This is a genomic window from Exiguobacterium sp. B2(2022) (assembly GCF_028823655.1).
Classification (GTDB): Bacteria; Bacillota; Bacilli; order Exiguobacteriales; family Exiguobacteriaceae; genus Exiguobacterium; species Exiguobacterium aestuarii_A.
In genome coordinates, this window is sequence record NZ_JAPEHX010000077.1 from 1 (window position 1) to 11667 (window position 11667).

Sequence of the window (11667 nt, forward strand, 5' to 3'; positions counted from 1 at the left end):
GCGCCTGTGTCGCCTCGACGGACGCCAGTTTCCCCATGTCGTGCTTGACGAGGTCCGTCGCCTTGAAAAACAGGACGGTCGCGACAATCCCTGACAACAAGGCGACGAGGAACGTCTGTCCGAGCTGGCTCGATGAGGGACGACCCGTCGTCAACCCGTACCCGAACAACAAGAACCAGACAGGGAGCGACCCGAGACACATGCCGAGGATGCGTTCGAACACGTCGAGGTCCGTCTGTTGCATCATCTTGCGGTTGCCGAGTGGATACGCAAAAGCTGCAATGACGACCGGGATGACGCCGAGCCATAGGAAACGAGGCTCGAACGACTCGAAGAACTCGACTTGCATCAAGACGACCCCGATCAAAATCAGACTCGAGAACCGAAGCCCTCGCCACGGGATCTGTTCGCGTGACCCGTCCGTTTTTTTAAAGAGTGGTGACAACAGTGCCCCGGCAACGATCGTCACTTGCCACGTGCCCGCGATGAGCCAAGGAGGTGCGACCTCGGCCGCGAGACAGATGGGAACGTAAAAGAACCCGAACCCGACCGTCCCCCAGACGATCCACGGACGCGGATTGTCTTTAAGCGCCGAGATGACCCGCTTGAGTCCACCACGTAAGGTGACGACGAGCATCAACAGCGGAATCATCCATAAAAAGCGCAGCGAGGCACTATAGGCGAAGCTACCTCCCCCGACTTGCATCACTTCGTTCAACACGAACGTGCTCGCAAAAAATAAGGCCGCGAAGACTCCGAGTATGAGTGGACGCATACGTTCCCTCCTTTCCGAATCCTGTCTTGTTCTCGGTATCCATCTCTTTCTCCTGCAAAAAAAAGACGGACGACACGTGGTCATCCGCCTGTTGATCCAATGATTCCGTCACGTCCGAAGTTCGAGCGCCGCGATCCGCTCCATCCGCTCGAGGATGGGCTTCGCCTGATCGATATACGCCCTCACTTCAGCAAGCGACAACGACGCCGCATGCGCATCCTCACTCCGCCACACTTCATAGACGAACACCGTGTCCGCCTCGTCAAGCGATACGTGGACCCGATACAATTCACAGTCTGAGGTCGCCTCCATCTCCCGTGCCGCTTCCGATAAAATCGCCACGAGTCGGTCCCGTTGTCCCGCTTTTGTGACGAGCTTTCCGATCAGTGCATACATGCTCCATCCTCCCCTTTCCCTTGCCTCGTCTCATTCCACTTTTTGCGTTCGATTTCCTGCCTGACGGGTTCACACATACAGAATGTTTTCACGCCACATGTATAAAAAAACGGACGGCACGTGACCATCCGTCAGTGAATATCGCGTTTTTGGAAATTCCCGCCTTTGACCTCTGTCACCTCGTACACGACAACGAACGCTTTCGGGTCGACTTGGTCGATGATGTCCTTGATCTTTCGTTCTTCGAGCCGGTTGATGACGCAGGTGATTTCGTAATAGCTCTCTTTTGAATATGCACCTTGAATCTGATTCAACGTGGCGCTCCGCCCGAGACGGTCCCGAATCGTCTCGACCATTTCATTCGGTTCACTCGTGATGATCTTGAACGTCTTCGCACCGCTCAATCCCTCTTCGACGATATGAATCACTTTTGAGGCGATGAAGTAGGCAATCGCCGACAAGACGGCTCCTTGCAACCCAAACACTGTCGAGACGACGATGAAGACGAACGTATTCAAAAATAGAATCAAGTCACTCGTCCCGAACGGCAGTTTACGGGACAAGAGAACGGCCAGCATATCGATCCCGTCAAGCGCACCCCCGTTACGGAGGGAAATCCCCATCCCGAACCCGAGGATGATTCCGCCGACCACGGTGATGAGGAGCGCGTCGCCCTCGATGATGGTCGGGACATGGTGCATGATCACCGTACCGACAGACAACGACGCAATCCCTGTGACGGAAAGGATGGCGAAACTTTTCCCAATCTGTTTATACCCGAGATAGATGAACGGGATATTGAGAATCCCGATAAAGATCCCGAGCGGCAACCCTGTTAGCTGCGACCCGACGATACTGATGCCGGTGACGCCCCCGTCCGACACGTTGTTCGGGATGAGGACGGACTCCAACCCATACGCCGCGATGAGTCCGCCGATGATGTTCATGATGATTTGAAACCCCATCAACCAGGCCCTATTCTCTCGTTTCATGATGCATTTACCTCCTTCTCATGTTCAACAACCTTCTTAGCCTACCACAAAATAATACTGAAATATTTTACAGGGAATCATCAATCTATTCTGAATATTCATGTCAGATTCTCTGTCTCAAAGGATTTTGTTTCGGCTCGTTTTGGTATACTTAAGAAAATGGAAAGGGGGCACCACGTATGCAGCGTACACCCATGCCTTCCCCGACACCGGAGGAAGTGCAGCGCTTAAGGCGCGAACATAATCCGATCAAGGCGTCCGAACTGTTTGCGAAAGTCGTCCTCTTGCTACTCGGTTCCCTCGTCTTCGCGGTCGGCCTGGAGGCGTGTCGGGGTCTCGATCATCGTGTCGTATTTGACGGAGACAAAACTCGCCATCTGGCTCGTCCTCTTCAACTTGCCGTTCATCTACTTCGGCTATCGGCAAATCGGGAAGACGTTCGCCGTCGTCACGTTGACGGCGATCCTCCTCATGTCGGCGTTCACGATTGTTTTGCATGACATCAAGCCGTTCACGGACGATTTGCTGTTGTCGACCGTCTTCGGGGGCTTCTTGCTCGGGGCCGGGATCGGGCTCGTCATCCGCGCCGGTGGGTCGCTCGACGGGACGGAGATTCTCGCCGTCGCCTTCACGAACCGATTACCGTTCTCGGTCGGAGAAATTGTCATGTTTTTCAACATCTTCATCCTCGGGACGGCCGGTTTCGTCTTCAGCTGGGACCGGGCGATGTACTCGCTCCTCACGTATTTTATCGCGTTCAAGACGATTGATGTCGTCTTGGAAGGGATCGATCAGTCGAAGGCGGCGTGGATCATCACGAACGCACCGGAAGAAATCGGTCAGGCGATCATGGACCGGCTCGGTCGAGGCGTGACGTATCTCCACGGAGAAGGGGCCTACACCGGGGACGGGAAGAAGGTCGTCTTCACGGTCATCAGCCGACTCGAGGAGACGAAATTAAAAGACATCCTCGACGACTATGACGAGAAAGCGTTCCTCGCCATCGGCAACATTCACGACGTCCGGGGCGGACAGTTCAAGAAGAAAAACATTCACTAAACGTGAAATCCCCTATAACCGCTGGACACCATTCGCCAACGGTTATAGGGGATTTTTTAGGCGAAGCGGACCTGGTCCCGTCCATTCCGTTTCGCATCATATAAAGCCTCGTCCGCTCGTTCGAACACGACCATGCTCGGTTCGTGCCCGGCGACCGCGGCACCAATCGAGACGGTCATGGGGATGACCTCGCCCTGACATTCGAACGTCGTGTGGCGCACCGTCTCAACTAATGATTCGGCCACTTCTTTCGCCTGTTCACACCCTTCAATCACGAGCAAGAACTCCTCCCCGCCGTAACGACCGACGAACCCGCCCGGCGGACAGTGCCGTTCGAGCGTCTGACCGATATGTCGGAGCGCGGCGTCTCCTGCCAGATGACCAAATGTATCGTTCAACTGCTTGAAGTGATCGACATCGATGACGAGTAACGTCCATGGCTTCCCGGACATCTCCAAATCGTTCATCTGTTCGAGCGTCCGGTAACGGTTCGGGAGTCCCGTCAATTCATCGACGGTCGCCCGATGCGTATGCAGGAGGAACATCCATAGATGCGTCTCGAGCTTCTTCGCCCCCCAGTAACAAAGCCACGCCCCGAGCGACAGCATAAGGAAGTACGGGATGAAGACGTTCACGAACACCATCGTATCCACACTGCCGGTCACACGAATCAAGACGAGGAGCGCACCGAATCCGACATAGACGGCATATCCTCGTGATCGATGCATCGGGACACGAGAGAGGAGAAGCGAAAAGATGTAAAAAACGACGAACATGAGAATCGAATCGACGAACGGTGCACTCATCCCATGCAGCGTCATGCGTCCGATAAAGATGAGCGCGAGCGTGACGACTGCACCGAACGGTCCGGCGTACGTTGCCGACAAGGCAATCGGGATGAGACGGAGATCAATCCTCGCATCGCCAAGCTCGATGGCGTTTAAGGTCAGCAAAATCGCCGTCAATCCGTTCGATACCCCGAACCAAAAACGGACGAACAGCGGGGAGGACGGTTGAATCGGCAAGAGCGTCCGCATCACATAGAACGTGAGCGACATGAGTAAAAAGATGATACTGATATTAATAAAAAACTGGTTGATGACCGTTCCCATCGATTCGCCTCCTTCCCTTTCCGTTTCCATCCTATCCCAACTAGGTGAAAAATGTCACCCTTACATTCTATATTTACAAAAAAAGTCGAAAGCTCACGCTTCCGACTGCTTCTTAATCATTTGTTTCATCAAGTTGGCACTGTTCCGTGCCGACTCATTCTCTTCTTGCATCTGAATGTACACTTCATGTCGATGGATATCGATATGGCGCGGGGCATCGATGCCGAGTTTCACCTGGTCACCCTCGATGGCGAGCACCGTGAGCGTCACGTCGTCCCCGATATGGATCGCCTCGCCTTGTTTTCGTTTCAATACGAGCATCAGCGCACCTCCGCCTTCGTGCCGCCGAGCGGATAACGGGCCGGGTAGGCATCATCTAAGATGACTTGCTTCCCGCGACGTTCCTTCGTCTCGATGACGATCGGTGCCTTCAAGTTGAGCGTCGATGCGTCGAACGGCTCACGAAGCGTGACAATCGAGTAGACAGAGACGTGTTCCGCTTCTGCGATCCCGAGCTGGTCCTTCGCCCCGTCCGACAGTTCGAACGAATAGTCCGCCTTATGCCAGAACGGATTCGTCACGACGAACGCGCACGCCTTCTCTTCGATCGACTGGAGCGACCAAAATGGCAGCTCTTCCCCGTATGGAATCAACACGAACGTCTTCGAGTCCGGGAATCCTGGAATCTCACTGACGAACGAGATCGTCTCCGCTTCATTTATTTCAATCTTGCCAAAGTAGTCTGTTTCAATGAACATGGATTGTCCTCACTTTCAACGCGTTTCATCATACATCCCACCGACCGGCCACATCTCGAGCGATGCCTGTTGACGGAGAGAAATGTCCGTCGTCCATGGCGTGAACGAGATGTCTGCCGGTGTGAGTGATACATCAATCTGTGGCGGTGTGATATTCCATTCGATTTTCACATCCGCCGGCGTATACGTCAACTTGACACGGTCGATCGATTTCGGCATATAGCCCATCTCGACGATCGGATACGGGTCGTTCACTTTCTCTGCCGCCATCGAGGCAATCGGGTTGCCATTCTCGATTCGCATCATGCGGTCCCCTTCACGGGCGATGTTCATCATCGCCTCGCGGGCCCCTTGTTCCCCCATCTGTCCGAACGACTTACCGAGTTCGAGCGCCCCTTTCAGGTTACTCTCACTCCGTGCTACCGAAGAGTCGATTTCAAGTTTCCCTTGAGTCGTCTGTTGCGTCATCTCGGCTTTCCCTTGCTGCATCGACATGTCCGCCCGACCTTGACGCATCTCGAGCACCGGTCGGTTCGAGGTCATCTGGATGGCAGCAAACGTTTGCCGCATCTCAAGTCTCGCGAGATTCATGACCGATTACCGGAGGAAGTCAAGGAGCGTCGGTTGGATGATCCGAGCCCCGGCCGAGAGTGCGGCGCGGTGTACCGTCTCATGCGACTTCAACTCCATGATGACTTTCTCGACGTCGATGTCTTCGTTGTCGGACATAATCGTCTTCGCGATAATTTCGTGGTCTTGTAGACGATTGTCGACGAGCTCCAAACGGTTCGCCCGGGCACCGAGCTCAGACCGCTCCGTGATCAAGTTCTGTCCAATCGTATCAAGTGTCTCAAGCTGGGCCGATAAATCGGCTCCACCCGTAGTCTCATCGGCGAGCAAGCCACTCAGCTGCTTCAATCCTTCGAATAGCTCACGTCCGAAGACGGTCTCCGGCTGCATGTTCACTTGCATCGTGATCCCTTTTGAGACTTCGAATTCGATTTTCCCGCTCGCCGTCGGAGGACCGTCCGTTCCATAAATCGACTCGAGCGTCGCCCCTGGCGCCTTGATCTGTTTTCGTCCCGTTATAAATATACTTCTCGCCCGCCTTCGAGTTGGCGAGTGAGCCGATATGTTCGATCAACTGGTCGACCTCACTCTTGATGATTGCGCGCTGTGACGACTCGTACGTGTCGTTCGCGGCTTGCGTCGTCAATTCCCGAATCCGTTTGACGGCTTCGGTGACCTCGTTCAAGGTCGAGTCCGTCATGTCCATCCAGCTCGTCGCCTCGCTGACGTTGCGACGGAACTGGTCGACTTCCCGTACCTCGGTCCGGTATCGGATCCCTTGCATCGCGACGACCGGGTCCTCCGATGCCTTTTGAATCCGCTTCCCGCTGATCAGTTGTTCCTGGACGCGGGCGAGCGTGTTATAGCTACTCGATAAGTGTTTCAAGTTCGTCTGTGTGAGCATCGTCTGTGTGACACGCATCAGTCATTACCTCCCAACGACACCCATGCCGTTAATGATTTTGTCGAGCATCTCGTCGACGGCCGTGATGTTCCGTGCCGCCGCATTATATGCATGTTGATATTGGATCATCATCGTCATCTCTTCATCGAGCGACACCGCGCTCACCGACTGGCGGCGCTGGTCCGAGCTACTCAAAAGGGCGAACGTGCTCTTCGCGAGGTTCGCGTTCTGGCTCGCCTCGACCGCCATGTTCCCGATGACGTTCTGATAGTACTTCCCGATCGATGTCGTCGTCTTGGCCGACCCGGCAAAGCTGAGCGCCATCTCTTTCAGACGCGCGAGTTCGAGTGCCCCGCTCCCGTCCCCGATATTGCCGTCTTTTGAAGCGGCGATCAAGTCAAGGTTACTCATGAACGTCTCGTTCACTTCGATGTTCGACGCTTTGATGTCGGTGTTCGTGTTCGTTCCTGAATTCACGAAGAAATCGTTTCGCCCGTCCGTCCCTGATGCATCTTTGTTCGTCATGTGTGCATTGTTGAATGCCGTCGCAAACACGCTCGCCATCTCGTCTAAGTCTTTGAGCATCTTCGTATACGCCCCGTCCGCCGCTTCAGGACCTGATTGGCTTCCGTACATCTCAACGAGTGCTCGTAATTTGCCGTTCGGCATGTCTTGGAGCGTCATCGTCTCAGATGTCGCAGCATCTGCCGCGCGATACGCCGACTCGGTCATTTCCCCGACGCCACCCGTGATGCCATCGACCAATTTGATCGGATTCGGATTTCCTGGCACGGTGATTTGGATGTCGATTCGTCCTTCTGCGACACGTTGCGAGTTCCCACGCGTCTCCCCGTTCAAGTAATCGACAGGTACACGCTCGAACTCGATATATTGCGAGAGCTCGTCCATGTAACGGTCGCGCTCGTCATATAGTTCGTTCGGCAAGACGCCAAGTGGTTCCGCGTCCCCGATTTGACGGTTCACGTTATTGATCTTCGTCAACAGGTCGTTGATCTTTTTCGATACAACGCCCGCTTCCGCTTTCAAGTCGTCTTGTACTTTCGTCAGCGACGAAGACATGTAGTTGAACGTCTCGGTGAGCGTCATCGCCCGCTGGCGGACGACGCTTCGTGCGCCCGTATCGTCCGGGTTGACCGACAAGTCCTGAAGGGATGCCCAGAACAAGTCGAGCGACTTGGCGAGGCCGTTTTCAGACGGTTCGTTGATGATGTCCTCCATCCGACCGAACGCCGCTTCTTTCGTCGCATAGAACGCGTTCTTCACCGACTCGTCGCGATACTGTTGGTCGATCATGAGATCGCGAATCCGGGCGAGCGTTTCCCCGCGTACCCCGGTCCCGAATTGTCCGGCTTTCGTGCCACCGAAGTTGACCGAGAGCTGTTCCGTCATCCCGAGGGTGAGGCGTTGGCGTGAATAGCCAGGGTTTGAGGCGTTCGCCACGTTGTTCCCCGTCGCCTGTAACGCCCATTGGTGTGTCGTCAGGCTGCGGCGCGCCGTCTCTAGTCCCATAAATGTTGAACCCATTCTGTACTTCCTCCTTAAGCGGCGCGCCGTCTCTAGTCCCATAAATGTTGAACCCATTCTGTACTTCCTCCTTAAACGTCCCGGCTGAACGAGCGCGTTTCAAACGCCTGTTGTCCGTATGTGAAATCATCTGCTTCTGGCAAGAGCATATCCAAGTGCCAGGTAATATAACGAAGGGACTGTTCGAGAAGCGATGCGTTCAATTCGTTCTGACGCTTCAACTCGAACAAGACCGGTCTCAGTTTCTCTATCTCTTCATCGTCCAATTCATACGTCCCTTGAAGTCGTTCCGCTTCTTTTTGTGAGATTTGTCGGACGAGTTTCGCCTCTTCTTTGACGAGCGCGCTAAAAGCGGCCATGTCATTTTGGACGAGCAGCTGTTCTTTTGTATAGGCCAATTCGAGTAAACGTTTATGTAATGTGAGCATGAGTCTCTCCTTTTTCCAAAAAAAGAGCCGACTAAAGAAAGGGGTACCCCTTATTTAGTCAGCTTCCGTGCCGTGTTATTCAGTGCGAAGGCCTCAAACGGACCTCGCTTCCATTCATCCTTGTAGAAAGCGTTTGGCGATTTCACGCGCGTCCCGTGAATACGCGCCCGCATCAATCTCTGCTTTCAAAGCGTCGATTTTTGCGAGACGGTCCGGATGTTTCACCGGTTCTTCAAACCGGGCGCGGGCTTCCGCCGAGATTGACAATTGGTCCGTTTGGCGTGATGGCGCGGGCTTCGGCTCGACTTGCGTTTTCTTTTCATAAGTGTTCGGTAAATGTACCCACTTGGCTGAATCGATGCGCATGCGTCTTCCCCCTCTTCATGATGTTAATCCAAACGATAAGCGCGAGCACTTGACGACTTCGTCAAGCTCTCTTGTAGACTAGACAGTTCCTTCTGCATATCTCTCTGGCAGTTCGAACAGACTTTCCCTTCGTTCGTTGGTTGACCACAACGTACGCAGCCGACGAGGAGTTCCGGGTTGTCCTTGATGATCAGGCGTCCTTCATGGATATATCGCGTGATATCAAGTTCCGACACACCCGTCGCTTCGACGAGGGCGCCGATGTTCGTTGATTTGTTTTCTGGTTCACGAATGAAGTCACGGACTTTCAAGAAGTTTTGGAAGTCGACTTCACTACATGATGGGCAATAAGGCGAGCGACCTTGTTTCATAAACAAGCGTCCGCACATTTGGCAAGATGCTGCATCCATTGGTTTCACCTCTGCCTTTTATATCGGACGCGTTTTTGATTTGTTTAGCGCCCGAAATAAGCAAATCGCAGAAACTTCTGTCGCACCTGCCTGCCGCAGTGAAAATGCCGCCTGATGGAGCGTCGTCCCTGTCGTATAAACGTCGTCTACAAGAATGATTTTCCCATATTTCACTGAAGTTGGTACAGTGAAAGGATTCGTTCGGTGTCGTCTTTCTTCTTTCCCGAGTTCGCGTTGACTCGAAACCTCGGTTTTCTCGATCAGTTGCCGGGTCGGACCAACCTTTCGTGCGAGCACCTCCGCTTGATTGAAGCGACGCGACCTGTGTCGTTCGTCACTGAGCGGGACGGGCACATATGTCGCACCAGGTTCTCGCAGTGCCCGAAGTCTTGGTGCGACCGATGCGGCGATGACGACGTCGCCACTGAATTTGAAGCGATGTAGCCACTCGATTCCCGCCTCGTCATAGGCGTACAGGCAACGGACGGTCAAATCAGAGCCGAGCGCGAGCCAGCGGACGCAATCTGAGCACGTCTCCCCCGTCTCGTTCGGTTGACCACAGCGCGGACAGCCTGTCCCGAGCGGCGTCAGTCCGTCCTCACATGACGGGCACACCCAGTCGCGTCGCCATAACGTGGCCGGTGTCCACGGGACGGTCATCGGTTGGTGACAGAGAAGACATTTCATCGACTGTTCGCCTTCACGATCGCCCGGATGGCGAGATCTTGCCGAAACGTCCGTTCATGATAAAAGAAACAGACCTCGCCTGTCGGCGCATCCGGCTTTCGTCCGGCCCGTCCTGCCATTTGGATGAGCCCTCGTGTCGTGAAGAGCCGATGTTCGCTCTCAAGCACCCCGACCTGCACGTCCCGGACCGTCATCCCCCGCTCCCAGATCGATGTCGCGAGGACGATTCCCTTTGTCTCTTGAAGCTCGTGAAGCGCGTCGGTCCGCTCCTCGGTCTCGGCCGATACCGTCCGACATGTAAACCCTGCTTCTTCTAACGTTTTGCGATATCGCTCGAGGTGAGGCTTTGTCGGCACGAACAAGAGACGCGGTTTTGCGGCGTGACGTCGACAGAAGTCGAAAACCCGTTCGTCCGACTGTTTGACGAGTGTCGGCACCGGCAAATCGAATCCGTGATAGCGACGGGACAGATGCACCGTCGAAACCATCTGTTGCCATACGGTCGGGGTCGCTGTGATGAAGACAAACACCCCTTTCCCGACCCGATAGATGGTGCGCCATAACGTCATGTCAAAAGCGAACGGGAAGGCATCGGACTCATCGATGAGGACATAATCGAATACGTCTCGTAGATTCAATAATAACGGTGCGGTCGCCACCGTGATCATCCCGATGAAATCTTTCTCCCCACCCCCGTACCGTCTCGTGACGGGCACGGTGAATGCTTGTTCGAGCCGTTCGACCCATTCGATGGCGACATCTTTCCTCGGGGACACGATCAATATCCGCTTCCCTTCATTGACGACCTGCTCGATCACCGGGAACGTCATCTCGGTCTTCCCGGCGCCACACACCGCATGGACGAGACCGGTCTTCCGTTCGTCCCACCATGTGAGTAACTGACTTGTGACCCGCATTTGGGCTGGTGCGAGCTCGAACGGCATCGTCAATTCGGTCGTTTCGAGTGGTGTCGTGATGTCCCGTTCTTGTAGGAAATCACATCGGCAGATACGTCCAAGATAAAGACAGTTCCGACAGTAGGCACACGAACCGTGATGACAAGTAAACGTTCGGACGTCCGTGCTGAGACAGCGTTGGCAGATGCCAAAACGGATGGCGCGCGTCCCATTTGATGCGACGATGAGCTCCCCCATATCTCTTTGCTCCTTTTTCCTTTCACGCTAACAATACACACATGTGCGTGCGAATCCTCTTGATGTACAAAACCCTTCCGCAATCGTTCTTTTGACGGATGACGCTTCCGTATTTTATCCGTTATGATTATGGGAAAAATAGACTAAATTGTGAGGACGTGGAATGAATGAGACGATTCATTGGTTCTTTGGTTGGAATAGGTTTGATCTTATACGGTAGCTTCACACTGCTCTCTCATTTTTTGTTCGGTCATCCGAAAGACGAACAGTTCGTTCGCCAAGTCGCTGCCACGTATCTCGAGAATCACCACCGCGATCAATCTCTCGAAATCACGAGCGCCACTAGAATGATGTGGGGAAGTGACCTTTATCTCCTCACCATCGATTCCGACACGAGCATCGACACACATTTTGAATTGCACATTACGACGGATGGTGACATCACGTTCAATGATTATGCGAACGTCACCTCTGGAGTGAATACGTTCGACCGGATCCATGATGCGTATCG

14 protein-coding genes and 2 pseudogenes are annotated in these 11667 nt (G+C 54.1%); 2 read left to right on the forward strand and 14 right to left on the reverse strand.

Features of this window, described 5'->3' with window-relative positions:
* The 3 genes from ON063_RS13220 to ON063_RS13230 all read right to left on the reverse strand — a co-directional run.
* Nucleotides 1-775: DMT family transporter (locus ON063_RS13220; RefSeq protein WP_274665443.1), on the reverse strand; the 775-nt coding region annotated here is incomplete at its 3' end.
* A 108-nt stretch (nucleotides 776-883) separates the two neighbouring features.
* Nucleotides 884-1171: a putative quinol monooxygenase gene (locus ON063_RS13225; protein WP_274665444.1), complete on the reverse strand. Its 288-nt coding sequence runs from the start codon at nucleotides 1169-1171 to the stop codon at nucleotides 884-886.
* A gap of 131 nt (nucleotides 1172-1302) precedes the next feature.
* A complete protein-coding gene (locus tag ON063_RS13230) occupies nucleotides 1303-2163 on the reverse strand; it encodes a YitT family protein (RefSeq protein WP_274665445.1) in 861 nt (286 codons plus the stop codon).
* A gap of 179 nt (nucleotides 2164-2342) precedes the next feature.
* On the opposite strand from ON063_RS13230, the pseudogene ON063_RS13235 reads away from it, so the two are divergent.
* Nucleotides 2343-3222: pseudogene (locus ON063_RS13235) on the forward strand (YitT family protein).
* Nucleotides 3223-3278: 56 nt separating this feature from the next.
* Here ON063_RS13235 and ON063_RS13240 read toward each other — a convergent pair.
* The 11 genes and pseudogenes from ON063_RS13240 to ON063_RS13290 all read right to left on the reverse strand — a co-directional run bounded on the left by ON063_RS13240 (nucleotide 3279) and on the right by ON063_RS13290 (nucleotide 11156).
* Complete coding sequence (locus ON063_RS13240) at nucleotides 3279-4334, reverse strand: GGDEF domain-containing protein (protein WP_274665446.1); 1056 nt, start codon at nucleotides 4332-4334, stop codon at nucleotides 3279-3281.
* A 93-nt stretch (nucleotides 4335-4427) separates the two neighbouring features.
* Entirely contained in the window at nucleotides 4428-4655 is a 228-nt protein-coding gene (csrA, locus tag ON063_RS13245) for a carbon storage regulator CsrA (RefSeq protein ID WP_214785909.1), read from the reverse strand.
* Nucleotides 4655-5092 carry a flagellar assembly protein FliW gene (gene fliW / locus ON063_RS13250; RefSeq protein WP_274665447.1) on the reverse strand — a complete coding sequence of 146 codons (438 nt, stop codon included), beginning with the start codon at nucleotides 5090-5092 and terminating at the stop codon, nucleotides 4655-4657. The genes csrA and fliW overlap by 1 nt, the downstream gene beginning before the upstream one ends.
* A gap of 15 nt (nucleotides 5093-5107) precedes the next feature.
* On the reverse strand, nucleotides 5108-5662 hold the full coding sequence (locus tag ON063_RS13255; RefSeq protein ID WP_251125723.1) for a DUF6470 family protein: 555 nt from the start codon (nucleotides 5660-5662) through the stop codon (nucleotides 5108-5110).
* 27 nt (nucleotides 5663-5689) lie between these two features.
* Nucleotides 5690-6584: pseudogene (flgL, locus tag ON063_RS13260) on the reverse strand (flagellar hook-associated protein FlgL).
* A gap of 6 nt (nucleotides 6585-6590) precedes the next feature.
* Nucleotides 6591-8111 (reverse strand): flagellar hook-associated protein FlgK, encoded by a 1521-nt coding sequence (gene flgK / locus ON063_RS13265; RefSeq protein ID WP_274665448.1) that lies wholly within the window; start codon nucleotides 8109-8111, stop codon nucleotides 6591-6593.
* Nucleotides 8112-8182: 71 nt separating this feature from the next.
* Nucleotides 8183-8539 (reverse strand): flagellar export chaperone FlgN, encoded by a 357-nt coding sequence (gene flgN / locus ON063_RS13270; protein WP_274665449.1) that lies wholly within the window; start codon nucleotides 8537-8539, stop codon nucleotides 8183-8185.
* Between the two features lie 114 nt (nucleotides 8540-8653).
* Nucleotides 8654-8905 carry a flagellar biosynthesis anti-sigma factor FlgM gene (locus ON063_RS13275; protein ID WP_274665450.1) on the reverse strand — a complete coding sequence of 84 codons (252 nt, stop codon included), beginning with the start codon at nucleotides 8903-8905 and terminating at the stop codon, nucleotides 8654-8656.
* A gap of 23 nt (nucleotides 8906-8928) precedes the next feature.
* Entirely contained in the window at nucleotides 8929-9315 is a 387-nt protein-coding gene (locus ON063_RS13280) for a flagellar protein (protein WP_074033761.1), read from the reverse strand.
* 18 nt (nucleotides 9316-9333) lie between these two features.
* The gene (locus ON063_RS13285) at nucleotides 9334-10002 is read right to left on the reverse strand and encodes a ComF family protein (protein ID WP_274665451.1); all 669 of its coding nucleotides are present in this window, start codon (nucleotides 10000-10002) and stop codon (nucleotides 9334-9336) included.
* Complete coding sequence (locus ON063_RS13290) at nucleotides 9999-11156, reverse strand: DEAD/DEAH box helicase family protein (protein ID WP_274665452.1); 1158 nt, start codon at nucleotides 11154-11156, stop codon at nucleotides 9999-10001. Before ON063_RS13290 ends, ON063_RS13285 begins: the two co-directional genes overlap by 4 nt.
* A 167-nt stretch (nucleotides 11157-11323) precedes the next feature.
* Here ON063_RS13290 and ON063_RS13295 point away from each other — a divergent pair.
* On the forward strand, nucleotides 11324-11667 hold a 344-nt coding region (locus ON063_RS13295), incomplete at its 3' end, for a hypothetical protein (protein ID WP_274665453.1).